This is a genomic window from Acinetobacter seifertii (assembly GCF_000368065.1).
GTDB classification, from domain to species: Bacteria; Pseudomonadota; Gammaproteobacteria; order Pseudomonadales; family Moraxellaceae; genus Acinetobacter; species Acinetobacter seifertii.
Genome location: NZ_KB851203.1, coordinates 105,639 through 132,475 on the forward strand (window position 1 = coordinate 105,639; position 26,837 = coordinate 132,475).

28 protein-coding genes and 2 pseudogenes are annotated in these 26,837 nt (G+C 37.0%); 19 read left to right on the top strand and 11 right to left on the bottom strand.

Features of this window, described 5'->3' with window-relative positions:
- Positions 1 to 3: 3 nt before the first annotated feature.
- Together F985_RS20550 and F985_RS20555 are read right to left on the bottom strand one after the other, a co-directional pair.
- Positions 4 to 567, bottom strand: a complete 564-nt coding sequence (locus F985_RS20550) for a CC0125/CC1285 family lipoprotein (protein ID WP_004704850.1) — start codon at positions 565 to 567, stop codon at positions 4 to 6.
- 60 nt (positions 568 to 627) lie between these two features.
- Positions 628 to 1,167, bottom strand: coding sequence for a DUF924 family protein (locus tag F985_RS20555; protein WP_004704852.1), 540 nt, complete (start codon positions 1,165 to 1,167; stop codon positions 628 to 630).
- 168 nt (positions 1,168 to 1,335) lie between these two features.
- Between F985_RS20555 and gshA the strand changes: the two genes are divergently transcribed.
- The 3 genes and pseudogenes from gshA to F985_RS20570 all read left to right on the top strand — a co-directional run.
- Positions 1,336 to 2,913, top strand: a complete 1,578-nt coding sequence (gshA, locus tag F985_RS20560; RefSeq protein WP_004704853.1) for a glutamate--cysteine ligase — start codon at positions 1,336 to 1,338, stop codon at positions 2,911 to 2,913.
- A 14-nt stretch (positions 2,914 to 2,927) separates the two neighbouring features.
- Positions 2,928 to 3,443: a disulfide bond formation protein B gene (locus tag F985_RS20565; RefSeq protein ID WP_004704854.1), complete on the top strand. Its 516-nt coding sequence runs from the start codon at positions 2,928 to 2,930 to the stop codon at positions 3,441 to 3,443.
- A gap of 167 nt (positions 3,444 to 3,610) precedes the next feature.
- Positions 3,611 to 5,224 (top strand): annotated as a pseudogene (locus F985_RS20570) (type VI secretion system Vgr family protein); the annotation flags it as partial.
- A gap of 6 nt (positions 5,225 to 5,230) precedes the next feature.
- On the opposite strand, the pseudogene F985_RS20575 reads toward F985_RS20570, so the two are convergent.
- Positions 5,231 to 5,464 (bottom strand): annotated as a pseudogene (locus F985_RS20575) (IS3 family transposase); the annotation flags it as partial.
- Positions 5,465 to 5,474: 10 nt separating this feature from the next.
- Between F985_RS20575 and F985_RS20580 the strand changes: the two are divergent.
- From F985_RS20580 to F985_RS20620, 9 genes are all read left to right on the top strand, one after another.
- Complete coding sequence (locus F985_RS20580; RefSeq protein WP_004704857.1) at positions 5,475 to 5,981, top strand: M23 family metallopeptidase; 507 nt, start codon at positions 5,475 to 5,477, stop codon at positions 5,979 to 5,981.
- An 8-nt stretch (positions 5,982 to 5,989) separates the two neighbouring features.
- Complete coding sequence (locus tag F985_RS20585; RefSeq protein WP_004704858.1) at positions 5,990 to 6,463, top strand: hypothetical protein; 474 nt, start codon at positions 5,990 to 5,992, stop codon at positions 6,461 to 6,463.
- Between the two features lie 521 nt (positions 6,464 to 6,984).
- On the top strand, positions 6,985 to 7,446 hold the full coding sequence (locus tag F985_RS20590; RefSeq protein ID WP_004704859.1) for a hypothetical protein: 462 nt from the start codon (positions 6,985 to 6,987) through the stop codon (positions 7,444 to 7,446).
- A gap of 580 nt (positions 7,447 to 8,026) precedes the next feature.
- Positions 8,027 to 8,275: a hypothetical protein gene (locus tag F985_RS20595; protein WP_228128588.1), complete on the top strand. Its 249-nt coding sequence runs from the start codon at positions 8,027 to 8,029 to the stop codon at positions 8,273 to 8,275.
- Complete coding sequence (locus F985_RS20600; protein ID WP_004704863.1) at positions 8,266 to 8,481, top strand: hypothetical protein; 216 nt, start codon at positions 8,266 to 8,268, stop codon at positions 8,479 to 8,481. The genes F985_RS20595 and F985_RS20600 overlap by 10 nt, the downstream gene beginning before the upstream one ends.
- Before the next feature lie 161 nt (positions 8,482 to 8,642).
- Complete coding sequence (locus F985_RS20605; protein ID WP_004704866.1) at positions 8,643 to 9,368, top strand: SH3 domain-containing protein; 726 nt, start codon at positions 8,643 to 8,645, stop codon at positions 9,366 to 9,368.
- A 69-nt stretch (positions 9,369 to 9,437) separates the two neighbouring features.
- Positions 9,438 to 10,109, top strand: a complete 672-nt coding sequence (locus F985_RS20610) for a hypothetical protein (RefSeq protein ID WP_004704868.1) — start codon at positions 9,438 to 9,440, stop codon at positions 10,107 to 10,109.
- Positions 10,110 to 10,380: 271 nt separating this feature from the next.
- A complete protein-coding gene (locus F985_RS20615) occupies positions 10,381 to 11,004 on the top strand; it encodes a hypothetical protein (protein WP_025469223.1) in 624 nt (207 codons plus the stop codon).
- A 90-nt stretch (positions 11,005 to 11,094) separates the two neighbouring features.
- Positions 11,095 to 11,616, top strand: coding sequence for a hypothetical protein (locus F985_RS20620; protein WP_025469224.1), 522 nt, complete (start codon positions 11,095 to 11,097; stop codon positions 11,614 to 11,616).
- Between the two features lie 96 nt (positions 11,617 to 11,712).
- Here F985_RS20620 and F985_RS20625 read toward each other — a convergent pair whose 3' ends face one another.
- Positions 11,713 to 13,056, bottom strand: a complete 1,344-nt coding sequence (locus F985_RS20625) for a PGAP1-like alpha/beta domain-containing protein (protein ID WP_004704875.1) — start codon at positions 13,054 to 13,056, stop codon at positions 11,713 to 11,715.
- 211 nt (positions 13,057 to 13,267) lie between these two features.
- Between F985_RS20625 and F985_RS20630 the strand changes: the two genes are divergently transcribed.
- Together F985_RS20630 and parE are read left to right on the top strand one after the other, a co-directional pair.
- Entirely contained in the window at positions 13,268 to 13,849 is a 582-nt protein-coding gene (locus F985_RS20630) for a YqiA/YcfP family alpha/beta fold hydrolase (protein WP_004704876.1), read from the top strand.
- Between the two features lie 14 nt (positions 13,850 to 13,863).
- Entirely contained in the window at positions 13,864 to 15,747 is a 1,884-nt protein-coding gene (gene parE / locus F985_RS20635; protein WP_004704878.1) for a DNA topoisomerase IV subunit B, read from the top strand.
- Between the two features lie 116 nt (positions 15,748 to 15,863).
- On the opposite strand, the gene F985_RS20640 is transcribed toward parE, so the two are convergent.
- Together F985_RS20640 and alc are read right to left on the bottom strand one after the other, a co-directional pair.
- Positions 15,864 to 16,367 carry an ureidoglycolate lyase gene (locus F985_RS20640; RefSeq protein ID WP_004704879.1) on the bottom strand — a complete coding sequence of 168 codons (504 nt, stop codon included), beginning with the start codon at positions 16,365 to 16,367 and terminating at the stop codon, positions 15,864 to 15,866.
- Positions 16,364 to 17,374, bottom strand: coding sequence for an allantoicase (gene alc / locus F985_RS20645; RefSeq protein ID WP_004704881.1), 1,011 nt, complete (start codon positions 17,372 to 17,374; stop codon positions 16,364 to 16,366). The genes F985_RS20640 and alc overlap by 4 nt, the downstream gene beginning before the upstream one ends.
- A gap of 199 nt (positions 17,375 to 17,573) precedes the next feature.
- Between alc and hpxO the strand changes: the two genes are divergently transcribed.
- On the top strand, positions 17,574 to 18,731 hold the full coding sequence (gene hpxO / locus F985_RS20650) for an FAD-dependent urate hydroxylase HpxO (RefSeq protein ID WP_004704883.1): 1,158 nt from the start codon (positions 17,574 to 17,576) through the stop codon (positions 18,729 to 18,731).
- A gap of 54 nt (positions 18,732 to 18,785) precedes the next feature.
- Here hpxO and F985_RS20655 read toward each other — a convergent pair whose 3' ends face one another.
- The 5 genes from F985_RS20655 to puuE form a co-directional block, all read right to left on the bottom strand.
- Positions 18,786 to 19,511, bottom strand: a complete 726-nt coding sequence (locus F985_RS20655) for an outer membrane protein OmpK (protein ID WP_004704884.1) — start codon at positions 19,509 to 19,511, stop codon at positions 18,786 to 18,788.
- A gap of 121 nt (positions 19,512 to 19,632) precedes the next feature.
- Positions 19,633 to 21,000 (bottom strand): nucleobase:cation symporter-2 family protein, encoded by a 1,368-nt coding sequence (locus F985_RS20660; RefSeq protein ID WP_004704886.1) that lies wholly within the window; start codon positions 20,998 to 21,000, stop codon positions 19,633 to 19,635.
- A 23-nt stretch (positions 21,001 to 21,023) separates the two neighbouring features.
- The gene (uraH, locus tag F985_RS20665; RefSeq protein WP_004704888.1) at positions 21,024 to 21,347 is read right to left on the bottom strand and encodes a hydroxyisourate hydrolase; all 324 of its coding nucleotides are present in this window, start codon (positions 21,345 to 21,347) and stop codon (positions 21,024 to 21,026) included.
- Entirely contained in the window at positions 21,344 to 21,847 is a 504-nt protein-coding gene (gene uraD, locus F985_RS20670; protein WP_025469225.1) for a 2-oxo-4-hydroxy-4-carboxy-5-ureidoimidazoline decarboxylase, read from the bottom strand. Before uraD ends, uraH begins: the two co-directional genes overlap by 4 nt.
- Before the next feature lie 99 nt (positions 21,848 to 21,946).
- Positions 21,947 to 22,912: an allantoinase PuuE gene (puuE, locus tag F985_RS20675; RefSeq protein WP_004704892.1), complete on the bottom strand. Its 966-nt coding sequence runs from the start codon at positions 22,910 to 22,912 to the stop codon at positions 21,947 to 21,949.
- Positions 22,913 to 23,164: 252 nt separating this feature from the next.
- Here puuE and F985_RS20680 point away from each other — a divergent pair, with 252 nt between their 5' ends.
- From F985_RS20680 to dsbD, 4 genes are all read left to right on the top strand, one after another.
- Positions 23,165 to 23,515 carry an HPF/RaiA family ribosome-associated protein gene (locus F985_RS20680; protein ID WP_004704894.1) on the top strand — a complete coding sequence of 117 codons (351 nt, stop codon included), beginning with the start codon at positions 23,165 to 23,167 and terminating at the stop codon, positions 23,513 to 23,515.
- A gap of 158 nt (positions 23,516 to 23,673) precedes the next feature.
- On the top strand, positions 23,674 to 24,219 hold the full coding sequence (locus tag F985_RS20685; RefSeq protein WP_004704896.1) for an ankyrin repeat domain-containing protein: 546 nt from the start codon (positions 23,674 to 23,676) through the stop codon (positions 24,217 to 24,219).
- Between the two features lie 12 nt (positions 24,220 to 24,231).
- Positions 24,232 to 24,999, top strand: coding sequence for a transporter (locus tag F985_RS20690; protein ID WP_004704898.1), 768 nt, complete (start codon positions 24,232 to 24,234; stop codon positions 24,997 to 24,999).
- Between the two features lie 18 nt (positions 25,000 to 25,017).
- Positions 25,018 to 26,829, top strand: a complete 1,812-nt coding sequence (gene dsbD / locus F985_RS20695; RefSeq protein ID WP_004704900.1) for a protein-disulfide reductase DsbD — start codon at positions 25,018 to 25,020, stop codon at positions 26,827 to 26,829.
- Positions 26,830 to 26,837 lie beyond the last annotated feature (8 nt).

Consider the following 26,837-nt stretch of genomic DNA (forward strand, 5'->3'; position numbering starts at 1 on the left):
TATTCATTTTTGTTTTACTGGAGGCTCAGGCGGTGGCAGCAATTCTCCTGTCGGGCTTAAGCCATATTTTTGTCCGATTGATTTGAGAATTAACGTTGCATCAAAAGCATCTTGAGGAGCCTGCTTTTGATCCCGATAACATTCAATAGTATACGACACTTGAACAGGGTCGATATTGACCACTTGTGGGAAATCATAGAACGGATCATGCCAGAAACCCGGATAACGACGACCATAACCATACGGGTAAAAGCTTGGCGCAGCTGGGTAAACCACAGCCTGACGAGGTGGTTTCTGGCTTTGATTACTTGGGTCATTTTGTACTTTAAAAAAGCGGAAGCCTTTTTGTACAGTCGTTTGTGCTGATTTCACCAAGGTAATTTCTTCAGCTGTTCCATAGCTCATGTTTGAGTCAGCTTGGAAGCTGATTCGGAACGTTTGTGCATTTAACGGATAGGCTGAAAACTGGCCAAGTTGATCGAAAGTTTTTGGTTTGCTAGGTATGGTAGAACAAGCACCTAGAGTTAAGGCAGTGCCTAAAGCTAAACAAAGAGAGAGATATTTCATGGTGAACTCCCAGCTGAGCATGGAAGAATGGATAACTCAGCATTAAAAAATAGAGCAGTCTTAAAAACTGCTGTTCGGTTCTAATAAAAATTCGGTTTCCTCTGGTGTTGAAACACGTCCGAGGATGGCATTGCGATGAGGATAACGTCCAAAGCGATCAATAATCACTTTATGCTTTTTCTCAAAGCTTAAATTAATTTCATTGCCGAGGCGTTGAAATAACTTTAAAGCAAACTCATGGATCAATTTTGATTCACTATGCATAAATGGCATATACAAAAATGAGCGTTGGTCAGGATTAAGCTGTGCATCGAGTTGCAAGCTAATTGCTTCTTGTGACAAAGCTAAAGCGAGGCTGTCATAAGCAAAAGATTCAGGTTGATCACGATAAATGTTGCGAGAAAACTGATCTAGCACAATAATCTCTGCAAGACGACCTTCTGCTGTTTTTCGCCAAGACCAAAGTTCTGCTTGAGTCGCCTGACGATGAATGTCTGCAAATTGATCACGGATTTTTTTGTCAAAATCATCACTTTTTGCAAACCAAAGTGAACGGTGTTCAGGTGAAAACCAGAAGTTTAAAATGTCTTGATCGTTCATGATATTGACAACTCTTTAGCAATTATTCTTCAATAAAATCACAATTCTTTCGTGTCTTAAATAACAAGATTGTGATAAAAATTGCCAAACTGAAATGATGTGATCATATCAACATCCATATCATGTCACGATTTTGTATATAGTGATCTTTTATAAGCGAGCAAATGCATGAGTCAACCCACTACACCATCTCAATCAGTTATTCCTGCTTGGGTGGATTCGTCGCTACTACAAGGCATGTTACGTGGAATAGAACGTGAAAGCCTACGTATGCAAAGTAATGGGTTCTTATCACAAGAGTTACATCCAAAGGCATTAGGTTCAGCTTTAACACATCCAAAAATTACGACTGACTATTCAGAAGCCTTGATGGAGTTTATTACTTCACCACAGCCAACGATTGGTGATGCCTTGCATGAACTCACCGATATTCATGCGGTTGTACACCGTCATTTAGAAAATGGTGAAAAGCTCTGGCCGTTGTCTATGCCATGTATGCTAGATGACAACGAAGAACGAATTCGTTTAGCTCAATACGGTACTTCTAATATTGGCCGCTTTAAAACGCTTTATCGCCGTGGTTTGGGGATCCGTTATGGTCGCCGTATGCAGACCATTTCGGGGGTACACTATAATTTATCTTTTCCAGATTCTCTTTTTTCTGCTTTGCAGGCACATGAAACTGACGAAAAATTAAAATCACTCAGTCTGCAAGATTATCGTAGTCACCGTTATTTTGGACTTATTCGTAACTTTATTCGTTTAACACCACTGGTAATGTTCTTAGTCGGGGCAAGTCCTTCGGTTTGTCGTTGTTTTTTGACCGGACATCAACATCATTTATTGCCTTTAATCAAAGGGTCATACTATTTACCGTATGCTACAGCACTCCGTATGGGACGTTTAGGCTACCAAAACTCGGCACAAAAAAGTTTAGGTATTCACTACAACAACCTATCTGGTTATCTGGCTGGTTTACAAAAAGCAGTACATTCTCCTTACCCGCCATTTAGCCGTTTAGGGTTAAATGATGCCTCTGGTGAACCGTTGCAAATTAATGACCATGTTTTACAAATCGAGAATGAATATTACAGTCTCGTGCGTCCAAAACAGGTACCGCATGCGGGTGAAACACCATCTCAAGCCTTGCAAAATCGAGGCGTGGGTTATGTTGAACTCCGTGCAGTAGATGTAAATCCATATTCACCAATTGGTGTAAATGAAACAACGGCTGGTTTCCTTGAAGCACTGGCGCTTTATTGCTTACTCAGTGATAGCCCTGAATTGTTATGTGCTGAGCAAGATTTGATTGAGAAGAACCAGACAGAAGTGGTTAACCGTGGTCGAGCGCCAAACGCAACCATTACTGATTTAAATGGGTCTTATCATATTGAGGACTGGGCACGTCAGCATATTTCAAACATGCAGGCTTGTGCCAAGTTACTCGATCAGACCTATGTGACAAATCTGTACAGCTCGGCTTTGACCGTAATGCAAGAACGCATTGATGAAGTAGATGAAACATTATCTGCACATGTGATTGATGACACGTTAAAGCATGGTGGAACTTGGAGCTTTGGCAGTCATATGGCACAGATGCATGCTGAAAGTTATGAAAAGCATGAAATCAGTGCAGAGACTTTACAATATTTTGAACAATTGGCTGCACAATCTTTACAGCAGCAAGAACAACTTGAACAAGATAGTCAGATCAGCTTTGATCAGTATCTTGAACAATATAGATAAAAACGAGGTTTTACATGCGATTAAGTTACCGTTTGGTGAGTGGACTGCTTGTACTGGCAAGCATTGTCGGCATGTCTTTTGCGTTATATTTGGAACATGTAAAAGGTTTAGAGCCATGTCCGCTCTGTATTTTTCAACGTGTTGGCTTAATGGCAATGGGTTTTGTGGCACTCATCGCATTTTTGCATAACCCAGTTTCCAATGCGATTAAACGCTTCTACGCATTTTTAGCAGGCATTGCAATTTTATGGTCTGTAGGTGTGGCAGGCCGTCATGTCTGGATACAACATTTACCACCAGACCAAGTACCAAGTTGTGGACCGGGTTTAAATTACCTGATTGATGCTTTACCGATGAAAGCTGTTTTACAAGAAGTGCTTTCTGGTTCAGGTGAATGTGCTGCTATTGATTGGACCTTTTTAGGTCAGTCTTTGCCAGTTTGGTCATTAGTGTATTTTGTTTTGCTATTACTGGTTTGTTTATGGCAATTATTCCGTTTTTATCCAGTATTTAAGACGGCTAAAAACTAAGTTTAATATGATTAAAAAAAGCCCAACTTAAGTTGGGCTTTTTTTAATCACTTTAGAATAAGTGAGAATATAAGAAAAATTGATAAAAATAGCGCATAATTTTGTAGACAGATAGTTCTGTTTTTTATAAAGTGCACCCGTTTATATATCCTTACGATTATAAAAAAATGCTTTTTAATATATTTAGTGTCTTGGAAAAAATAGGGCTAAATGCTCAGAAACGTGCTATCCATGTACAGTTCTCTAATGAACTACTCAATAACCAAATATTCTTACAACGTATAGAAGGCCAACATCAGCTGAATGGTGGTCTAATGGCAGATTTGATCTGTCTTTCAACCAATGCCCAAATTGCATTGAAGCAATTTATTGGTGTGCAAGTCGCTGTTGATCAGGTCACGGATTCGGGACAATTGTTCCGAACAACAGGTATTGTGACTGAAGCCAGTTATGGACAAAGCGATGGTGCTTTAACGCTTTATAAGCTGACTATAGAAGATGCGACAAATTTATGGCACAAACGCCGTAATAGTCGTGTTTTCATGAATAAAAGTATCGTAGAAATTACCGAAGTTCTATTTAAAGAGTGGCAAGAAAAAAGTCCACTGTTTGCTGCGAGTTTAAGTCTAGACTTGGGTGGGTTAAGTCAAAACTATGATATTCGACCTTTCACCATGCAGCACAATGAGTCTGACTATGACTTTCTTACGCGCTTATGGCGAAGTGAAGGCATTAGTTGGCTCATTGATGAGTCAGAGCTTTTTGTTCCGCATTTTACTGCGCCAATACAAGCTCAAAAACTAAGACTCATTGATGACAATAGCCAGTATCAGGCTTTAGAGCGTCGTAGTATTCGCTATCACAGAAGTAGCGCAACCGAATATCAAGATAGTATTACTGGTTTTGTTGCAGTGCGAAGTTTGCAACCGACAGCTGTACATGTGCAGCGCTGGCAACCCGATGCCCTTGCACAAGAAGAGGGTAATGGTTCGGTTGTTACCACGCATACACATTCAGATAACTTTGATTCAGCCAGTTTAAGTCTTGAGCAAGCATGGCACGTAAGCCCCGCTTGGATGCAAGATTTAAAAGGGGAAGATCAGGCAACCGCTTCAGGCAGTAGTCAGTTAGAAAAATTAAATCAACACTTCACCGACATGCATGCGAGTCGGGCCAAATACTTTAAAGCCTATAGTAGTGTCCGCGATAGCCAAGTCGGTTATTGGTTTAATCTACGTGAACACCCGGAAATTGATCAGCATGAAGGGACAGATCAAGAGTTCTTGATCATTGCTAAAAACTTCTATAACCAAAATAACTTACCTAAAGATTTACACCAGCAGGTTAGCCAGTTATTAACCCAAAGTCGTTGGGATCAACAGGGTTATGATGATATAGAGCGTCAAGGTAATGAGCTGACATTAATACGCCGTCAAATCAAAACTGCACCTGAATATAATCCAGAGCAGCATCGACCAATTGCCTACCCACAAAGAGCGAAAGTCGTGGGACCACAAGGAGAAACCATTCATGTCGATGAATGGGGGCGCATTAAGGTACGTTTTCTATTTACCCGTAGTGATGATCATGGCCATGACGGTGGTGCAGGTAGCAATGATAACGATACCGACTCGGCTTGGGTGGATGTACTGACTCCTTGGGCAGGAGAAGGCTATGGCGCACGTTTCTTGCCACGTATTGGTGAAGTGGTTGTCATTGATTTCTTTGACGGCAATATTGACCGTCCATTTGTGACTGGGCGCATCCATGAAGCGCAGCGCTTGATCCTAGACAGTATCGTGGACAACAAATCCCTCTAAATTCTTAAAATATTTCTTCTCAAAGGCTTCAGGGCTTAACCAGCCATTTGCAGAATGTCTTCTGACCCGATTGTAATAAATCTCAATATAGTCAAACAAGACAGCATTCGCTTCTTTTCGAGTGGCAAACACACTGCCATGGACCACATGACCTTTCAATGTATGAAAGAAGCTTTCAGTCACTGCATTATCCCCCATATTGAAGAATCCTATGCCAGTCATTGAAATAAGAATAGATAAGCCAAAAGATGATGGCTCATATTTATTCCCTTTAAAGATACGGACAAATTCATATAAAAATGGATTTGCTCGATTTGGTTCTAATCGGAATGGTGGAAACCGTAAACACGCAGGTTGTGATCTGTATGCACCAACAGGAACTGAGATTAGAGCGATGGCTGATGGAAAAGTACGTGTAGTAAAAGCTTTTTATTCTGGTACTGATGTAATTGAAATTGTACATAAAAAACATATTATACGCTATGGCGAGGTTCTGGCAGGGAAGTCCTTAGTAAAAGTTGGAGATGATGTAAAACGCGGACAAACTATTGGCTATGTCGGTAAACTCACAGTACAAGTTCCAAGTATGATGTTGCATTTGGAGATGTATTCTAATCCTAAAGATACTAGTCCATTAACAGTTCGTGGCAATAATGCCTATCAACGACGCTCTGATCTAATAGATCCTACTACTTTTTTAGACAATTCAACATTATGAGATTGGTAATGAATAAAATTTTAATAGCGCTAAGTTTTTTATTTTTGACGGCTTGCAATGATTTTAACAAACTGGAAAAAGAATCTAATGCATCTAATGAACAGCAAAAAGAATCAAATTCAGTTATAAAGTCACAGTTAAGTAACGCTAGTGACTCACTAATAAAAGAAACTACTGTTTCTCAAGTAAAAGATAAAAAAAAGGAAAATTCAAAACCGCAAATGGATGCTCAGGATAAAATTACTTGTATGGGTAAAACCTTAAATGATTGGTATACTTTTGATGAAAATTTAGAACAGCCAAAATGTAAGAAATTAAACGGTTATAAATTAAAGAATTATCAATGTTCTATTGAGAAAAATGTATTCGATTTAAATTCTGATGCTATTAGAATTACAATGAAAGATGCTAGAGTATTTGCATTCCATTCTCTTGAGCAATGTCAAGAAGCTGTTGAAATGTGGGAAGCGAATGGTGTTTAGAATTTAAAAAAATTGATTAGAGTCGTTAATTATTATATTTATTTAGAAAATATAAAATTACTTCATTAATAGTAGTTTTAATGAAGAGCTAAAATAATTCTAGATTTTTAGATGATTTTTATCTAACCTGTTATAAGACATGTTAAGTTATTAACTCTATTTTAAAGCCCAACTATCTCTATCATAGTTGGGCTTTTTTATTTCTTTACAACACTTCCAAATCTTTGAGTGTATAGTTTCACTTATCAATTATGAGTTTGAATACCTTCTTGTACATAATCATGTACATGAGGAAAAAACTAGCAAGAAATTTTTTTAGAAAAATTGGATGGGACTGAATTTAAAAATACTTTAAGCTAAAAAATATTACTTTATGTGAGTTTTAATAAAAGTATAAGATAAAATGTGTAATTCTAAAAATATATGCAAAATATAATTATAGATGTGTTAAATAAAAATATTGTTATGATGTTTTTTTGTAAGTTTTCTTATAAAATAAAGCACCAGCTTAGGTGTAATTTATGAAATACAAATTATTTACATTTATTTTTTTATTCTTTTTATATGGTGTTGCAAATGCAAGTAATGAAGAGAAATGCTTTAAAGACTCAAAAATTTTAATCACAAACTTATATAAAAATTATCCTGTAGATGGAAATAAAATTATTGAGAATGCTGATAGAAAAACTATTTCTAGGTTTTTTTCTAATCAATTAACAAATATGTTAGTAAAAGATTATACATGTAGAAGTAATTTAAATGGTGTATGCAATATAGATTTTAATATTTTAATTCATTCTCAAGATGCCCCAAATAAATATAAGATATTACAGGATGCGGATAATTTAGTAACAGTTAAAGTTGAATATCATCAATACTCAGAATTTATTAACTTTGTTATTAATAAAGAATCTTCTTGTAAAAAAATAGGAAATATAAAATATGATGATGGAAGTGATTTAATTAAAATGCTGCGGAAATAATATGAAATATTCAATATTATTCTTAATTTTACTATTTGCTAACCATACATTTGTAAATACAGATATATGGAGTGATACCTATCATTATTCTGGCTCATAAAACTTTTAGGATATAATGTTGCAACTAGGGAAGTGATTTTAACACTAACATCAGAAAATTGTGTTTTCTCTATTTTGGGTTTTCAAGTGGATAAAACTTATTCACGTAAGGTGGGAGAAAAAAATAATGTTCTATACATATTTGATGCTAATAGCCATAAGAAATTTGGAAAAATTATCTTTATTCCCATTATGTTATAGATGGTAGAAAAAACTTTTTCTTTAAGGATAAATAATAGTTGTTATTTGATCTTTATTAAATATTTTTAGTTGTATTAAATAAGACTAACTTACTTTTGGGCTTATTTAATTTTAATATTTTATTAAAATTTTAAAATAATCATAGTAATTTTCTTGATTTTATAGAGGTTGTATAGTGAGAGTTGGTTGTTTTTTATTTACATTATTTCTAATTTCGGGATGCAATGCAGAAATTTATAAAATTACTTATGATCAAAAAAAGCAATGTAAGAATGATCTGATGTTAATAGCATCTAAGAATTTTGATTTTAATGGTATTAATAAGGATGATATAATTTTTGATTTTTCTGAAAAAGATTTTATAAAAATTTTTGTTAAAAGTAAAAGTGGAGTTAATTATGGTGCGACTTTTGGTTGGATAAGAATTGATAGGAAGGATAATAAATTATATGACATTACATATGATGAAGAAAATAATATTCCAATGAATCTTTTGGATAAAAAAGATTATATAAGAAAATGTCTTTAATTAATGGTTTTTTTGTGATTATGTTTGTGTTTAAGAAAATAATTGTATATTTTAATATTAATGCCGCTTATGCAGATAATAATTTTAATATGCCTGCACATAGTGAATTTGTTGATTTTTTGATAGAAGGTAAAGGTGAGTGCAAGGTTATTAAGAATATAAAATACGAAAATAATACTAATTCGATTAAGATCTTGCAGCAATAATATTTTTTATTTGGTGATTATGTTATTGTAGTACATAAATTACGGCTTGGTAGAAATATTAAAATGATTGTCATGGTGATAAAGAATAACTATGATTTTTTAAATTTTGATTATATTATTATAACAGAGATCATTCAAAGTAAATAATGAGCTTAGCTTAAATGAAACAATATCTTAAATTTATAGTTTTTACTTCTTTCATGATTGGATCTATTGAGACTTCATATGCTGATTTTGGTTTTATTCAAGATAAAGATGGGTATGTGAATGTAAGGGAAAATTCAAGTTTAAGTTCGAAAGTTACATCCAAATTAAATAATAATGAAATTGTTTCTTGTGTGATGGATGAAGAAACTAATAATTTTTGTTTAGTTAATGCAAGCAATGGTGTAACAGGATTTGTCTATAAAAATAGAATAAATAATTTCAGTGGTTACACTTCTATTAAGCTATCTCAATATTCTAGAGAAAAGGTTATCTATAGTGATAAAAATATAATAGTAGAAGTGTATGCAAAAAAGGCTATTTTAGATCCTAAACTTTATAAAAATTTTAAAGGTGAATATAAGTATTTTAATGATAAAAAATTCTTTGGTACAGATGGTAGTCTACCTGACAATAATTTTTTACAACTTGATAAAATTATTGTTAAAGAAAAAGATAACAGAATGGAAATCAGTAGAATTGAGCTCGAGCAATATTTTTTCCCTAAAGATGGTATCGATGGGGACAAGAATGAGCTTGCTGATTTTAAAATATATTATTTAAATAATAATATTTATATTTTAAATACTTTTAACGATGGTGGTGCGGCAGCTTACAATATTGTTTTAAATGTAAAGAATAGAAAAATAGTTACTAATAAAGCTTGGAAAGTTGAAGTTTGATAAAATTCATATAGTAAAGTTATGAATGGTTATAAATATTAATTTTATTAGTGATGCGAGAAAATACGAGTGATTTATAAAAAATTAATTTTTGTATGTTTATTAGGTTTAAACGTATGTACTATTCAATATCTGATTGAAGGAGCTTATGCAAATTCTTTTGAAATAAAGAAAGTAAATAATAGCCAATTTATTGAATCTACTGAAAAAATTAGAAAAATAAAAAAGAGTTTAGATAATAAAATTTATTTATTATTAGATTCTGATGAAGGCTGTATAGTAAGTGAAAAACCTCTTAATAAGGATATCGTAATTATCTATAAAGAGGACGAAAAATTTAAATATGATATTGTGAATCCAATATTGAAAAAAGATAGTAGTGATTGTGTTTCAGAATTAGCTTTTGTTACAGATGAGCCTAATTATTTTTATAATATTAATAAAAGAAGTAAGGAGTTAGTTCGTGGTTATGGTTTTGAATTAAATAAGGATCAGATTCTATATAAGAATAATAAAATTAGAGGAGTTGATTTAATAGGGAATGGAATCCCTAATATTGTAACTGAATGTTTTTTGAATGAAGGTGCTCATTTTAATATTTTTGGAGGACACAATAATGAAGAAAAATTATTACATCGTTATACTTACCTAGATATGAACTTACAAGCCTCATGTACTGAAAATGAAGAAATATATAGTAAAGGTTTGTTGGATTTAAGAAACAAATATAGAGAAAATTAATGTAAAGTAGCTGATAATATTCACGATAAATGAAAATTTAATTTAACTAATATAGGAACTTTTATTATTAAAAGTGCCTATATTAGTTTTGTTTAATTGATTTTATAATATTTTTATTTGTCCTGTTGTTGAACTTCTTATGTAAAGGGTGTTAACCCTAGAAACTCTAGAGCCCATTTGATTTTTTATTTCCATGAAATTTAAAATATAGAAGTTTTTAGAACTTATTTAAACTAATGTATTGATTGAAAAACTATATAGAGAGTATGCAATAATGAGCAGATTATTTATTTTATTTGTAATTAGTTTAATGTATGCATGTATAACTGAGGCAGATCAGCCTAAATCAAGTAACACAAAACTTTATTTTTCATATCGAATCTGTGAAAAGTCAGGAAAGTGCAAGAATTTTACACCTCCAAAAAAGATGGATAATTATCTCTTTAAAAGACTTGACCCTGCATATGATGAATTTTATATAAAAGATAATAATGGTAATTTTACCTTATATTATAAAAATGTTTATAGTGAAGATGTTCAAGTTGGATGGGCAGAAGCTAAAGCGGATAAAAATAATAGTAGTGAGTTGAATTTAAATATTGATAAAGTTAACTTAGCCTTGGGTGGGATTGATTTTATAAAGAATGGATATGCAACTAAACAGGCTGAATCAAAGAATTTTAAATCAGGAATCTATTATTTAGCTGATAATTATGCGGGTGCTCCATATTATCAAAAACAAAAAATAGTTTTTAAGAGAAATACTGGAGATTTAGTGTTGGACTGTAATAGTTATTTGAATAATCCATCTGTTAAGAATGAATCTTATGGAGTTTTTTATGGAGTATGTTCCGATAAGGAAAAAGTTTATTTTAAAGAAATTCCAGGATTATAATTTAGATTTTTCTGTAATATTAATTCTTTAACTCTATGTCAAGAGTCATAACTTTTAACCTTTGTAAATTAGATAGTATAAGCTTTTGATATGAAACTAACATTTATCATTATATTCAGCTGTATAAGTATGCACAGTTATTGTGCTGTAAATTTGGATAGAAAAAATTATTTAGACTTTAACTCAATAAATTTAAAAGATAAATCTTATATTATTGATAATAAATACTCTGATATTAATTTTTCGTCAGAAGGTATAGCAAAAGATCAAATGGGAAGCTGTACAACTTTTTCAGATTTTAATAATAGTATTTCATATACTCTTAATAATCAGAAGTTGGTTGAAGTATTAATTGGAAGTGAAAATAAAAGTATATACACATTAAAAAATATACGGAATGGTATGGGTGTTGAAAATATATACAAAAACTATAAGGGTTATAATATCAAAAAAATGAAAAGTGATGGAGCTGGAGATTCACAAGATGACTATACTTACATAGTGACTGATAATTTACAGAAAAATAATAGTTTAATTTTTGATGTTGTACATGGAAAAATACAAGGAATACATTTAGGGAAAAAAGGATTTGATCTATCTGATTGTGAGTAATATTACTTATACCTGATTTTATGTGTTGATAAGATCAGGTACAAATTAGTGATAGATTATTTTAAATAGTTTTTATATTCATAAATTGGGCTCTATTTACGTCTCTACAATTCCTTCCAAATCTTCAAGCGTATAGTTCGGCATATCAATAATATGAGTTTGAATACCGTCTTGCACATAATCATTTACATGAGGATATAGCCAGCGAGTAATCTGTTCAGCAACACTCGAGTGATACTGAATTTCAAAGTGATTTAAACCATAAAAAACGGCTTTATGTGAGTCTGGAACTTTAAGCTGAAAACGTGGATTTGGATGTTCACCCAGTGCGCTTTTCACACTCACCAAATAGTCGCCAATCACGGTAAGCGCTTTATTACGCACCTTTTCAAACTCGAGTGTTCCAGCCACTAAAAAGGTATTGATATGAGAAGGTAGAGGAGCTGGAGCACGGTTGTCATCCATCATGCCGATACGGGCATCCATATATTCCCAGTCATCGTCACGAACACTACCGTGGCGTAGGTCTAAAATGCCATTACTACGAATATTAACCAACTGACCAAGTAATCCGACAAATGGGAACGCCCCGAGTTTATCTTGTATAGCAAAGCCAAAGCGCTCAAGTACTGCACCATGGTGTGGGGAACCAATACAGACAAGGTTCTCGACCATATGAATCCATTGGTACATATTTTGTTTACCGTAAAACAGTGCGCTACGGGAAACCAGTCCACCCATACTATGACCAATGATATCAATACTGGTAATTCTTGGATTACGTTGTACCAAATCTTCTAACAAGTTAGAGAAACTGCGGCCATTGGCTGAAATGCGGCGACCTGTGTTGTAGTTTAAATACAACATGGTGTTATGGTCACGCTGCGCGAGCAGACGTTCACCAATGCCGCCATAGTGTGCATTTGACCAAGTCAGATGGTTCATACATAGACCATGAGCCAAAATCACGATACGGCCTGCAAGTTCACCTTGCTGGATTGCACCGTAGTGGTCGTATAGCACCATGGGTAAGGCAAGGGGACTATGTTGTTTAAGTAAATAGTCTCCAAAAATACCATTTAAAATACCCACCAAAAAATGTTGGCTCGGGGTGAGTGGTTTTTCGTGAAGTGTGGGATATTTTTCAATTATGTGACGTAAACTTGGTGCTAAAAAGTGGCTACCATATTTTTGTAAAGCGCCATAAGAAAATTGATATAGCTTTTGCACAAATGGTCGTTTTTGAAAGTTTTTTGCATTTTGGGCGCTAATACCAAAAGCATTTTTTAATACTTCAATATTAATGACTTGTATTAATTCATGTACACCATTTAAGCTGGTGCTGAACAGTTGAGCTAAACCTTCTAGTACGTCGGCCTGACTCGGTGGCGTACGATCCCATTTACAATAAGTTTCATGTAACGGTGTTAAGCTCGGCATATCTTTTCCCCATTTACGTTATAACCGACGTTTTAAGCTGTACTTTTTATCAACGGCAGCTAACGTTTCCATCTTAGTAGTTTAAATAACACATGTTTTTAAAATACTGATGAATGGTAAGTTGAATCGTTTTTCTTGTCTGACAATAGTGTTTTTATATACAAACTGAGAACAAAAATGTGAGTTTAATCTCAATTTAAGAGGGAAATATATGAATATTATCTACCTCCATGGCTTTAATAGCAGCTCTTCTTCGATTAAAGGGCTGAGCCTTAAGCAGTATTGTAGCGAATTGGGCATCAATGTGCATTTGCCAGATTTAAATAGATCTCCAGATCAGGTCGTAGCGCAAGTTTCAGAGCTAATCGAGTCTTTACAAGATGTGGCGGTAGTCGGCAGTAGCCTTGGCGGGTTTTTTGCGACATATTTTGTCGCGAAATATAATATTCCTGCTGTACTGATTAACCCTGCTATGCAACCATGGAAGTTGTTTGATAAGTTATTTCAAGTTGAAAGCATGCCTTATAAGGTGAATGATCAATGGTCAATTGATCATGTTCAGTTACGACAGTTAGAACAACTGGAACTGAAACAACCTGAAAATGCCGACAAAATACTCGTCTTACTGCAACAAGGCGACGAAATTTTGGATTATCGTCAAGCACAACGCTATTATAGTGCTGCAACACCATCCTCATTGATTTTGACGGATGCTCATGGCAATCATGCCATGGAAGATTTTGAAGAAAAATTACCCTTAGTGATCGAATTCTTTGCGCACACCATCAAATAAGGAAAACGTACAACGTGACACAATATACGGCTCAATCGCTTGAAGTCCTTTCTGGGTTAGACCCTGTTCGTCGTCGTCCGGGAATGTATACCGATACGACTCGACCTAACCATTTAGCCCAAGAAGTTATTGATAATGCTGTCGATGAAGCATTAGCTGGTCATGCCGACAAAATCTGTGTCACGGTTTATAAAGATGGTTCATTGTCGGTTGAAGATAATGGCCGTGGTATGCCAGTCGATATTCACCCTGAATATGGCCAAAGTGGTATTGAAATCATTCTGACCAAGCTCCACGCAGGTGGTAAATTCAGTACCGATAACTACCAGTTTTCAGGTGGTTTGCATGGTGTGGGGATTTCGGTTGTAAACGCTTTATCTACACGTGTTGAGGTGGAGGTTCAGCGTCAGGGTAACCTATACCAGATGGCTTTTGAGCAAGGTGAACCTGTTGCGCCTTTAGCAGTGCTAGAAGGCAAAGCACCAAAACGCGCGACTGGTACAACGGTACATTTCTGGCCTGAAGCTAAATATTTTGATAGTCCAAAATTTGCGTTAAAAGCACTCAAACATAATTTAAAAGCGAAAGCTGTATTAGCAGCTGGTTTAAAAATTATTTATATCGATCAAATTAATGATGAAAAAATCGAATGGCAATTTGAAAATGGCCTCGTCGATTATTTGATGGATGAATTACAAGACCGCGAAATTTTGCCAAACCCTGCATTTGTAAGTAGTGGACAAGCAGACCGCGCAGCCTGTGAATTTGCGATTTGCTGGAATGTAGAAGGCGGTGAGCAGGTTCAAGAAAGTTACGTCAACTTGATTCCGACAGCACAAGGCGGTACGCATGTGAACGGTTTACGTTCAGGCGTGACCGAGGCGTTACGTGAGTTCTGTGAATTGCGTAACTTGTTACCGCGTAATCTTAAACTTTCGGCAGAAGATGTTTGGGATGGCGTGAACTATATCTTGTCGCTCAAGTTTCAAGAGCCACAATTCTCAGGTCAAACTAAAGAGCGTCTTTCGAGTCGTGAAGCATCAAATATTGTTTTAAATATTGCTAAAGATGCATTTGCTCTCTGGCTCAACCAACATGCTGAAATTGCTATGCAACTGGCGGAAATGGCGATTTCTAAAGCAGGTCGTCGTTTAAAAGCAGCCAAGAAAGTCGAGCGTAAAAAGATTGTTTCAGGCCCAGCTTTACCGGGTAAATTGGCAGACTGTGTTGGCCAAACTCGTGAAGAAAGTGAGTTATTCATTGTCGAAGGTGACTCTGCGGGCGGTAGTGCCAAGCAAGCGCGTGATAAAAACTTTCAGGCCATCATGCCAATTCGTGGAAAAATCCTAAATACATGGGAGGTTTCTTCAGATGAAGTACTCGCTTCTCAAGAAGTTCACGACATTGCGATTGCGATTGGTGTAGATCCGGGTAGTGATGATTTGTCAGAACTACGCTATGGCAAAATCTGTATTTTGGCCGATGCCGACTCGGACGGTTTACACATTGCGACTTTGCTTTGTGCTTTATTTGTTAAGCACTTTCCTGCATTGGTGGAAGAAGGTCATTTATTTGTAGCAATGCCACCACTGTTCCGTATCGATATTGGTAAAGATGTCCATTACGCACTCGATGATGATGAACTTGAAACCATTTTGAAAAATGTCAAAGGCAATAAGAATCCTCAAATTACTCGATTCAAGGGACTGGGTGAGATGAACGCGATTCAGCTTCGCGAAACAACCATGGACCCTAACACTCGTCGTTTAGTACAACTTGATCTGGATGATGCACATTTAACAGCTGGTTTACTCGATAAGTTGCTTGCGAAAAAACGTTCTGCAGATCGTAAGCAATGGCTTGAGCAGAAGGGTAACTTAGCCGATATCACTGTTTAAAATAAAATTAAAAAATCCCCGCTCAATAGGCGGGGATTTTTATTTTAGCGACAGATAATTCGATGTATTTATATAATTAATTTAAAACAGACAAGTCTGTATAAATCACTCTTTATTTAAAACCTAATTTCTATAGATTGTGGAAACTGAAAAACATCACAATTTGCTCCACTTCCGATGCGATCTACTACTGCAAAATCACTGGGTGCCTCAAAGGTAAGCAACGGATGATGCCATGTGCCTGCCCGATAATTGATACTTTGTTTTCCATTTGAAACGAAAGCACAGAGCTTTGAAATATCGGGAGTGTTTTCATCTAAAGCTGGCGCGACAATAATTAAAAACTTTTGTTGCTGTAATGGAATAAATGCCTGAGAGCCTTTCGGATGACGCTCTAGCATTGAGATTTCCAGAGGTAATACACTGGTCTTAATATTACGGAAAATACTAATTCCTGCCTTTGCTTCACCTTCAATTTCGGTTTCAACGAGCGCATGGTAGCGCTCGGTGTGGGCATCATTAATATGAAAAAAATCATGCCCGTCGCAACAAATGACTTCTCCGAAGGGTTGAAAGTTTTCAATAGTTAAGGGCTGAATTTGAACAGTATTCATGATCATGATTTAGCAATTTTCCCCCATAAACGAACACGGCTAATACCACCGTCTGGAATCATGTTAATGCGAATATGAGAGATCTTTTCATGCTGTAAAATCTCATTCACATATTCATGAATATGGTCCATTTGCATTGGTTGAGCTTCAAGTAAATAAGACCAGAACATACTTTGTGGAATTAACTGTGCATCGGTTGCATTTTCAAGGTAAACCGCTTGTATAGATACTTGGGCAGGGAAGTTCCCTTTAAAATGAGCCGTATCAATTTCGAGCTTTTCAATTTTTCCGCTTTTACCCAACGCAAGAATACACCAGTCATAACCCGGTGCGCGGCGGCGTTTGGTTTCCCAACCATCGCCCATGTTGATACCACGACCAGGGTTAATCAAATTACGTGGGTGTCCAAAGTGCGCATCGCTATAAGCAACTACGCGACCACCATTTTCAAGTGCTAATAAATCAAGCGTTTGCTCACTATCAGTCACCTGAATATGAACATCTCCATAAACACGCAAACGAGCAACACCGCCATCTGGGAAAATATTGAGGCGTATATGGGTAAAAATTGCATCATTATTGACCATAAAAATATGATGTTGACTTGGCCCTAGCTCAGTATTTTCTAGAACATTCTCCCATTTTGCACCTGTTAGGTCTCCATTTGGTGCATAACACGCTTCTAATGAGGCAGATGCTGGATAGTTTCCTGTAAAAAAGCTGGTGTCGATATCAAGTGCGGTGATTTTTCCACTCACTCCTAGCTTCACAATACACCAGTCATATCCCGCGTGACGCTTACGACGCGTTTCCCAACCGTCCATCCATTTACCGTTGTCATCAAATTTATCTTCAACAAAAATAGGTGCTTCAAATTGCAGCATACGCTTTGCTTCTGCAAAGAAATCATCCGAACACTCAATGACTTGTGCACCAATTCGGACATCTGCCAAATTGGTTTTTGTGTTCAAAATTTCAGGAAGTTCAAAAGCTGGAGCGTGTAAAGTTGCCATAATGGGGTATCCGTATTTCTTGTTAAAAACATGATTTTTCATTTAAAACTATCAACATACAGAGCACGTTGAGACGAGTTTTATACTTAAATATATAAGCATGGGGCATGCCAGTTTTGTGGAAAAGCTAAATAAATTTTGAACGATGGCATGTTTTTAGCATAAGCACCCTATAGGTGAATATCTATAGGAGAGTGTTATGAATGTGGTGATTATTGGTGCGGGAATGGGAGGTCTAACCACAGGCATTGCATTAAAAAAATTTGGTCACCAAGTTCGTATTTTTGAGCAAACTGAAAAGATTCTTCCAGTCGGCGCTGCTATTTCGTTGTGGTCAAATGGTGTGAAATGTCTGAACTATCTCGGATTAACTGACAAAATCGCCAAACTTGGCGGACAAATGGACGACTTGGCCTATGTCGATGGATTAACTGGAGATGTGATGACACAATTCAGTTTACTGCCTTTAATTGAAGAAGTAGGACAGCGCCCATATCCAGTTGCACGGGCCGATTTACAAAATATGTTAATGGATGAGTTTGGCCGAGACCAGATTTATCTAGGCAAAAAAATGGTTAGCCTTGAAGACAAGACCGATTATGTCGAAGTACATTTTGCAGATGGCAGTTCAACACAAGCTGACTTATTGATTGGGGCGGATGGTACTCATTCAATGACTCGTGCCTATGTGTTGGGTCAGCAAGTACAGCGCCGTTATGCTGGTTATGTAAACTGGAATGGTTTAGTTGAGATTTCTGAAGATTTAGCGCCAGCTCAGCAATGGACGACTTATGTCGGAGAAGGTAAGCGTGCATCACTTATGCCAGTTGCAGATGGTAAGTTTTACTTCTTTTTAGATGTGCCTTTGCCAGCAGGCTTAGAAAATAATCGAGATGAATATAAAAAACTTTTAAAACAATATTTTGCTGATTGGTGCCAACCTGTACAGCAACTCATTGAGCGCTTAGACCCACAAAAGACCAATCGGGTAGAAATCCATGATATTGAACCGTTTGCCCAATTTTATAAGGGTCGCGTGGTGATCTTAGGCGATGCTGCACACAGCACCACACCTGATATTGGACAAGGTGGCTGCCAAGCCATGGAAGATGCGATTTATTTAGCGCGTTCTTTGCAAATAAATACTTTGGGTCTAGAGGACGCTTTACGTCGTTATCAAAACAAGCGTAATGAACGGGCCAATGAGTTGGTTCTTCGTGCCCGTAAACGTTGTGATGTAACCCATATGAAAGATGAAACTGTGACCCAAGCTTGGTATGCAGAATTACGCCGTGAACAAGGCGGACATATTATGCAGGGGATTATTAGTAATATTGTGGGTAATCCACTCGACTAAAACAAAAACAGCAAGGATTTTTTCCTTGCTGTTTTAAGCTTCTAAATAAAAATTTTAGAAGTGGTATTTAACCAAAGCACTCACGTTATTTTCATCTCGGCCTTGTAGACCAAATTTATTATTCCATACAGAGTGTTCAATACCGAGGTATAGACGTGTGTCAGGAGAAATGTGTTTACCTACATTCCATTTCCACTGAGTTGTCCAGTTTAACTCGCTGGCATGGTCACCTTCAGCAGTTGACCAATCTAGGAAGCCATCAACCAAGAATTCTTCCGATGCAATGTTAAATGGAATACCATAAACGAAAGTCATTTGATAATCGTCGTCAGTTTTCTCATTATTTGCACGGTAGAAGTTTAAATTCGCATATTTAAAATATGGAATATCTAAATCAACAGCAAAACCATATAAGAAGTTATCAAAGTTATTGCCGTTTTCGCTGTTACTTTCCCAAGTGGTACTAATGAGCACATCTTTAATTGGGCCATAAGCCAATTTTTTGCCAGATACTTCGCCCAAGCTTAAACGTGGTGATAACTCAAAATATGTACTTTTATGATCGTCTTCACCGCGCATACGGTCCATGAAGAAAAACACATCAGCATATTTAACTTTTGCAGCATATTCCAAAGTAATCGTAGTTTCTTTGTTGTCTACAACTTCATAGTTTTCACCATAAAGTCCAGTCACACTAAAATCTTGCCAAATTGGTTTTGCCTGAACCATGGCAGTTGCAGATAACAAGGCACAAGTCGCCGCAAGTTGCTTTAATTGCATTTAAATGATCTCCCCCCAAATAAAGCACGCTAAGGATACAGGGTCTTAAGCAAAAATGAAGCCAAATTTGATCAACGGTTAAAAAAAGGCCCACCGAAGTGGGGCGCTAAAAACCAATCTATTAATGTGTATTTCTAGTATTTATGGTTTGGCTCAAATGAGGGGTCGATGAGCTACGAAATGAAGGCAAATGATTAAATAATAAATTCAATAAGATAGCAAAGATATAAGTCGAACTAATACCCGAATGAAACAAAGTTTGTACCCAAACTGGAAAATGTGCATAAAACTCATGGTTAATAATTGGGATCATTCCTGCCGATAAAGCAGTCGCGACAATGATCAAATTTTTCTGATCGTTATAATTTATTTTTGCTAAAGTGCGAATTCCACTCGCTGCAACTGACCCAAATAAGACCAGTCCTGCACCACCAAGTACAGGCATAGGAATTGCTGCAATTAGACGTCCCATAACAGGTAATAGTCCCAAAATAATGAGAATGACACCACCCGCTGCTACAACAAACCGGCTTTTGATGCCTGTAATCGCAACCAACCCAACATTTTGGGCAAAAGCACTTTGCATGAATGAACCAAAGATCGGTGCCATAGCACTTGAGAACATATCTGCACGAACGCCATTTGCTATACGTTTTGAATCGACTTCAGTTCCTACAATGTCTCCGACAGCAATAATATCGGCTGTAGTTTCCGTCATAATTACCAAGGTGACGATGAGCATTGATAAAATGGCACTCAGTTCAAAGGTAGGCAAACCAAATGCAAAGAAATGTGGAAATTGTAGCCATGCACCTGAGCTGACCTGACTAAAGTCACCGAAGCCCATAAAGTAAGCCAGTATGGTACCAGCCACGATCGCTAATAATATAGATAAGCGACGAATGCTAGCTTGTGGCAGCATGTTTAAAATAATCACAATGCCTAAGGTGAGTAGGGCCAAAGAAATATTTTCTACGCTTCCCCAGTTAGGTGCTTTATCGTTGCCACCCATCATCCAGCGAATCGCAACGGGTAACAGAGATAGCCCAATAATCGTGATGACGCATCCAGTCACAACAGGGGGGAAAAAACGAATGATTTTTGAAAAGTAAGGTGCAAGGCAAAGTCCAACTAGAGAGGCTACAATGACCGCACCATACACAGCAGGTAAGCCGCCACCCGTGGTAATAATGGCGACCATGGTTGCCACGCCAGCAAAAGACACGCCCTGTACTAAAGGTAATTTTGCACCTAGATATTTGGTTCCTATGGTTTGTATGAGTGTTGCTAATCCGCCTACAAATAGAGCTGCTGCAATGAGCATTCCGACTTGTGCCGAACTTAAACCTGCAGCAGTTCCAATAATAAGGGGCGGAGCCACAATACCACCATACATGGTCAGCACATGCTGTAAACCGTAAGCAAAACTTTTCGAGATTCCTAAATATTCATGCTCTGGAGAAATCGCATTCTTTTGTCGATCATTCATATTTTTCTCCTATTTTAATTCAGTTAGCTACCACGATAAGTAGAGTAAGCAAACGGGCTAATGAGTAGTGGAATGTGATAGTGCTGCTTGATGTCTTCTATAAAAAATTGAATGCAAACACGCGGGAAAAAAGTTTTGACTTGCTTCGCCGAAAAATAAGGCGCAATTTCAAATTCAAGTTGATATGGCCCTTCAGTTAAATCTTTGATACCAAAATCACTTACTCGACCATCTTTATTGGTGGTTGCGGTTGCAATCAGTTCATGAGTTGCTGCATGAAATAACTTCACTTCGACTTCTGCAGCGGGTTTACCTAAATTTGTATCTAAAATATGAGTGCTGATCATGCTTGTATTTCCTGAGATAGACGTAATAGAGCAATTGCTGCGAGTTGCTCATGTACAATGACTTTTTCTATAGCTAAGTTGTTTTGAAGACGTTGATTAAGTTTTTTTAAAATCTCATCGCTACTAAGGCCTGCGGCTTTAATTAAAAAAATGAAGCCAAACTTCTGTTCATAATCGAGATTGCCTTGTAGCAGAGCTTGTTGTGTTTGCTCATCTAAGGAAATGCCAGCTTGCTCTTGAGCTGAAAAATTTTGTTCTTTTGTATTCAGCTGTTTTTTTGCTTGCCGTTCACCAATTTTTGGATGAGTTGCTAAAGCATTTTCAATCTCTTCCCATGACCATGTGTGGCTCAATTGTTCCGCATATCCTAAAAGAACAGACGTTGATGAGTAGGGGCGTTCTGAGATAATTTTTTCGGCCCAAGCTGGAATATGGACGCAGTTATTTAACAGAGTCTTGAGTTGATCGGGTGGGGCTTGGTTAAACTCGGCTACAAACACTGTCATTCCTAAACTCAATATAGTGATATAGAGTTTTAGCAATAACAGTGCCAAAAGTGGTTAATATTTCGCTAATGAATTAGCAAAATGAATAATCAACTATCGAGTTATGTGATTTTTATACCAATACTCTGCAATATCCTGACGGCGACAGATCCAGACACGATCGTGCATTTCAATATAGTCGAGAAACCTTTGTAACGCTTTAAAACGACCCGGATGCCCCAAAATACGGCAATGCATTCCAATCGACATCATTTTTGGTGCAGTTTCACCTTCTGCATACAACACATCAAAACTATCTTTTAAATATTGAAAAAATTGTTCAGAGCTATTAAATCCACCCGGTGAGCAGAACTTCATATCGTTACATTCGAGGGTATAAGGAATAATTAAATGCGGACGGGATGAACCTGCCTCATTGGTAAGGGTCGTCCAAAAGGGTAGATCATCGCCATAATAATCTGAGTCGTATTGTATTTGCGGAAACTCTGCGAGTAACTGACGGGTATTAGGACTATCGCGTCCAGTGTACCAGCCTATAGTTTTATTTTTAAACAAGTTTTCTAAAACAGATAAAGCTTGTTTCATATGCTGTTTTTCGACTTTAATGTCAGTGTCTTGATAGTGAAGCCATCGGTAGCCATGAGAAACCACATCATAATCAGCTTCTTTAATCGCTTCGACAATATAAGGGTTGCGCGCCAACGCCATGGCAACGCCAAAAATGGTCATTGGGAGCTTGCGTCGTTGGAACTCACTATGAATGCGCCAAAAACCAGCACGTGAACCATATTCGTACATAGAATCCATCGACATATGCTTGGCTGGATAGCTTGCAGCACCAATAATCTCTGATAAAAACTGTTCCGAACCCTCATCGCCATGCTCGATATGCTTTTCTCCACCTTCTTCATAATTCAGGACAAATTGCACTGCAACCTTAGCATTGTTGGGCCATTTCACCTCTGGAGGCTGTCCGTGATAACCGATTAAATCACGTGAATAAGGAGACTTCTGAATCTGCTCAATGAGTTCTGCTCCATATAGATAAGATTCGGTCACAATTGCTCTCCTTTTGTTCGATTTTTCATAAAAATTTAAAAAATCAGCTTGCATATTTTTATAGATGGACTGATATTGAAGATATGAAGATCTTCAAAATAAATTAAAAGCAGTACGTTTAAGTCAGGAGATAACAAACCATTACACCATCAAAATGTACAATTGAAGTCAGTTCATGCATGCTTAAAACATGCCAACATAAAAAAGTTTTGCATAGAAAAGATCCACAGTAAGAAAGAGAGGATGGTATTTATGAATATTGAAATCCGCACAGATAAAAACATCCATAATAGTGAACGTTTAATTACTTATGTACGTGCAGAACTTACTCAAGAATTCCAACGTCATAGCGAACGTATTACGCATTTTTCGGTTCATTTTAGTGATGAAAATGGGGACAAAGGTGGTGACAAAGATATCCACTGTATGATTGAAGCCCGTCCTGCTGGTTTGAAACCAGTTGCAGTGCACCATAAAGCAGGAAATATTGATGCTTCAATTCATGGCGCGATTGAAAAACTAAAACGCAGCCTTGAACATACGTTTGAGAAAAAGGAACACCCGAGAGGTGGTCAACCTGAATTCATTGATGATGAAGCTTAAAAATAGCTAAAAAGCCCTTCGGGGCTTTTTTTATGAAATATTAAAAACAAGAATAAAAACTCTTCACAACTTTTGGTTTGCAATGCAATAGCATTGACCTCTAAAATCTTTATCAGAGATTAGGCATAATAGCCCTAATATATTTTTGAGAGATGGTCATGTTAACCACCCAGCAGCAGGCTTTAATTCAAGCCATAGAAGAATTAGAACTTACGCAAGTACAAAAATTACTTGCTGAGGGGCTTGATCCGAATTTCATTGATCCGGAACAAGGGCCACCCGTGTCAATTATCTGTGATGGAATTTTTAAATGGTGGGAAGACGTTTCAGAAGCTTATGAAGCGGGTACTCCTTTATCAAAACAAGAAAAGCAAGATGCATTACAAGTTTATCTAGATATCCTTGATGCCTTAATCCAAGCTAAAGCAAATGTTCATCTTTGGGATGCAGAAGAATTTTATGGCCCACTATGGGATGCGGCAAGTTCGGCATGCGCACCAGCGGTTCAACGTTTACTTGATGAAAAAGTTGACCCAAATACACGTGATGAAGAAGGACTTACCATTTTATCTTCAATCAGCCAGTTGTTCTTTGATTGTGATTTTGATGAAATAGATTGGTCAGAAGCGCTTCAAGAAGAGCGTGAAACATTAGAATTGTTGCGCCATCATGGGGCAAAAATGTCAAAAGAACTAACTACTTGATTGGATAATAGAATGAGAACATTTCAAATTTTAACTTTTGCTCTGACCACTGTTGCCGCAGGAAGTACTTTTGCTGCTGAGTTCTCGTTTGACCGTCCTGGTTCAGGCTTTGGAACAGGCATCACTCCAGTAGGGCAGTTAGCTTGGGAACAAGGTTTACCAAGTGCAACTTATACAGAATCAAATGTTGATGGTGTGAGAGAAAAGACCGTAACCGTCAATGAAGATATGTTATTCCGTACAGGTTTGGCTAAGGACCTAGAATTACAATTAGGTTGGCAAGGTCCGGCTTGGACTCAAACTAAACGCGCAGGTAAAAAGACAGATACCTCTGGTTTAGGTGATGTAAGCATCGGCTTAAAAAAAGCGATTGATTTAAATGATGAAAATTTAACAATGGCTGTATTGGCTCAAGCGCTTATTGCAACAGGTAATGATGAATTTACTGCACATGACGATATTTATAGTTTAAGTTCGGCAGTGGCTTATCAATATAATGATTTGATCAATACAGCAATTACCATGCGTTACGAAGTGCAAAACAGCAACTGGGCTGTGACTGCTATTCCAACCATCAACTATAAAATTGCCGGCAAACTTTCTGGATATTCTGAGTTCGTATATCGTAAAGCTGAAAGCGAAGACTATCAATATAGCCTAGGCACAGGCTTAGTTTATGCAGTCAATAAGCGTACTCAGCTTGATGCAAGTGTTGGAGTAGATCTAGATGGTCAATATAAAGGCTACCGCGGTGGCTTGGGTATGGCATTCTTATTCTGATAAAACTAACTTGAATAGATGTTAATGAAAAAGCTTTTTTCTCAGGGAATTATTTATTTTCTAGCTGCGGCTACGTTGGTATTCAGTCAGTTTGTTTTTGCAGAAGATAAGCTACTTTCACCAGAACAGGCTTTTTCATTTTCGGTTGAGTCGCCACAATCGCATACTGCGAAATTATCGTGGCAGATTCAGCCGAACTATTATTTGTATCAGCATAAATTTACCGTACAACAGGGTACTCAACCTTTAACTTTGAATTTGCCTAAGGCAGTTTCTCAATATGATGAGAACTATGGGCAAAGTCAGGTTTATTATCATCAAATCAATTTCCAGATTAAAACCAAGCCTTCAGAGCACTACACTGTAACTTGGCAGGGCTGTGCCAAAGACCGTATTTGTTATCCACCCCAAACCATCGAGTTTCAAACCGATGTAGATGGATTGGTTGGTGTGCAAAACCAAGCAGGGGCAGCACCGAAACGCTTATTAGATTTGGCAAATACACAAGCATCGTCTCAAGAAACTCTAACTAATCAGACAAGTTCAGAAACTAAAGCAGATGCGACTACTCCACAAATTGCAGAAGACCAGATTTGGTCGGCGAAATTAATTGAACACTCACTTTGGTATGGTGTTTTATTATTTTTAGGCTTAGGCATGTTACTCGCATTTACACCATGCTCTTTACCCATGTTGCCGATTTTAACGTCATTAATTATTCGAGAGCATAAAGGTTTAAAGGCTTGGACTATTGCACTTACTTTTGTATGTAGTATGGCATTGGTTTATGCAGGTCTAGGTTTAATTGCTTCTTCAGCAGGCCTAAATTTCCAACGTTGGTTGCAACAGCCCGCCACGCTTATCGCGTTTAGTTTGTTATTCGTGGTTTTTGCCCTAAATCTGTTTGGATTGTTTGAGATTCGTTTACCGCAAACATGGTTAAATCGACTCGATCGCATTCAGTCCATGCAACAAGGTGGTACTTTAGTTGGTGCAGGAGTCATGGGCGTAGTTTCTGCGCTCTTGGTTGGTCCATGTATGACCGCACCTTTGGCTGGAACTTTACTATTTATTTCTCAAACCCAAAACCAATGGCAAGGTGCTTTGCTTTTATTTTGTTTAGGTTTTGGAATGGGGATTCCTTTACTCATCGCTAGTGTTTTAGGTGCAAGATTTTTACCTAAAGCTGGCGACTGGATGCATCAGATTAAAGTAATTTTTGCTTTTCTGATGTTGGGTCTAAGTCTTTATTTTATTCGCCCTTTATTGCCAGATTGGGGCATGCAATTGCTTAGTTTATTGCTAGGCCTCGCTTTTATTGCCTACGCACTTTATCAGTTCTTTTGGAAAAAAGGGCAGTTACAGTGGCTCTATGCTTTATTACTTTTATTGGTTACTCCGTTTGTTGCCTATAACCAGTATCAGCATTTTCAAAATCGCAGTTTGCAAAGTTCCGAGCACATGGCTGAATGGCACGTTGCGACTACAGCAGCAGACTTTCAAAAAATTTTAGCAGCAGCCCCTGCTGATCGGGCTATTGTCATTGATGTCTATGCAGACTGGTGTGTGGCTTGTCAGCCTATTGAACATCGTATTTTAAAAGCACCAGAAGTTCAGTCAGCTCTTGCACCATACTATCTTATTAAGCTTGATTTGAGTCATTATGACCAGTCACATGAGGCTCTACTCAAGCAGTGGAGTATTCTAGGGCCACCAACTTATCTGTTTTTAAATGAGCATCAACAAGAAATACGTTCTTTACGTTTAACTGGTGCATTTAGCCAGCAAGAGCTCTTGCAACAGCTTGCAAGCTTATCGAAAGCTAAATAGTCAAATTG

What these genes read in the sequence shown, in the direction of transcription:
- F985_RS20550 (WP_004704850.1), bottom strand. Translation starts at nt 567, where the DNA reads ATGAAATATCTCTCTCTTTGTTTAGCTTTAGGCACTGCCTTAACTCTA.
- F985_RS20555 (WP_004704852.1), bottom strand. Translation starts at nt 1,167, where the DNA reads ATGAACGATCAAGACATTTTAAACTTCTGGTTTTCACCTGAACACCGT.
- gshA (WP_004704853.1), top strand. Translation starts at nt 1,336, where the DNA reads ATGAGTCAACCCACTACACCATCTCAATCAGTTATTCCTGCTTGGGTG.
- F985_RS20565 (WP_004704854.1), top strand. Translation starts at nt 2,928, where the DNA reads ATGCGATTAAGTTACCGTTTGGTGAGTGGACTGCTTGTACTGGCAAGC.
- F985_RS20580 (WP_004704857.1), top strand. Translation starts at nt 5,475, where the DNA reads ATGCCAGTCATTGAAATAAGAATAGATAAGCCAAAAGATGATGGCTCA.
- F985_RS20585 (WP_004704858.1), top strand. Translation starts at nt 5,990, where the DNA reads ATGAATAAAATTTTAATAGCGCTAAGTTTTTTATTTTTGACGGCTTGC.
- F985_RS20590 (WP_004704859.1), top strand. Translation starts at nt 6,985, where the DNA reads ATGAAATACAAATTATTTACATTTATTTTTTTATTCTTTTTATATGGT.
- F985_RS20595 (WP_228128588.1), top strand. Translation starts at nt 8,027, where the DNA reads ATGTTAATAGCATCTAAGAATTTTGATTTTAATGGTATTAATAAGGAT.
- F985_RS20600 (WP_004704863.1), top strand. Translation starts at nt 8,266, where the DNA reads ATGTCTTTAATTAATGGTTTTTTTGTGATTATGTTTGTGTTTAAGAAA.
- F985_RS20605 (WP_004704866.1), top strand. Translation starts at nt 8,643, where the DNA reads ATGAAACAATATCTTAAATTTATAGTTTTTACTTCTTTCATGATTGGA.
- F985_RS20620 (WP_025469224.1), top strand. Translation starts at nt 11,095, where the DNA reads ATGAAACTAACATTTATCATTATATTCAGCTGTATAAGTATGCACAGT.
- F985_RS20625 (WP_004704875.1), bottom strand. Translation starts at nt 13,056, where the DNA reads ATGCCGAGCTTAACACCGTTACATGAAACTTATTGTAAATGGGATCGT.
- F985_RS20630 (WP_004704876.1), top strand. Translation starts at nt 13,268, where the DNA reads ATGAATATTATCTACCTCCATGGCTTTAATAGCAGCTCTTCTTCGATT.
- F985_RS20640 (WP_004704879.1), bottom strand. Translation starts at nt 16,367, where the DNA reads ATGATCATGAATACTGTTCAAATTCAGCCCTTAACTATTGAAAACTTT.
- alc (WP_004704881.1), bottom strand. Translation starts at nt 17,374, where the DNA reads ATGGCAACTTTACACGCTCCAGCTTTTGAACTTCCTGAAATTTTGAAC.
- hpxO (WP_004704883.1), top strand. Translation starts at nt 17,574, where the DNA reads ATGAATGTGGTGATTATTGGTGCGGGAATGGGAGGTCTAACCACAGGC.
- F985_RS20655 (WP_004704884.1), bottom strand. Translation starts at nt 19,511, where the DNA reads ATGCAATTAAAGCAACTTGCGGCGACTTGTGCCTTGTTATCTGCAACT.
- F985_RS20660 (WP_004704886.1), bottom strand. Translation starts at nt 21,000, where the DNA reads ATGAATGATCGACAAAAGAATGCGATTTCTCCAGAGCATGAATATTTA.
- uraH (WP_004704888.1), bottom strand. Translation starts at nt 21,347, where the DNA reads ATGATCAGCACTCATATTTTAGATACAAATTTAGGTAAACCCGCTGCA.
- F985_RS20680 (WP_004704894.1), top strand. Translation starts at nt 23,165, where the DNA reads ATGAATATTGAAATCCGCACAGATAAAAACATCCATAATAGTGAACGT.
- F985_RS20685 (WP_004704896.1), top strand. Translation starts at nt 23,674, where the DNA reads ATGTTAACCACCCAGCAGCAGGCTTTAATTCAAGCCATAGAAGAATTA.
- F985_RS20690 (WP_004704898.1), top strand. Translation starts at nt 24,232, where the DNA reads ATGAGAACATTTCAAATTTTAACTTTTGCTCTGACCACTGTTGCCGCA.
- dsbD (WP_004704900.1), top strand. Translation starts at nt 25,018, where the DNA reads ATGTTAATGAAAAAGCTTTTTTCTCAGGGAATTATTTATTTTCTAGCT.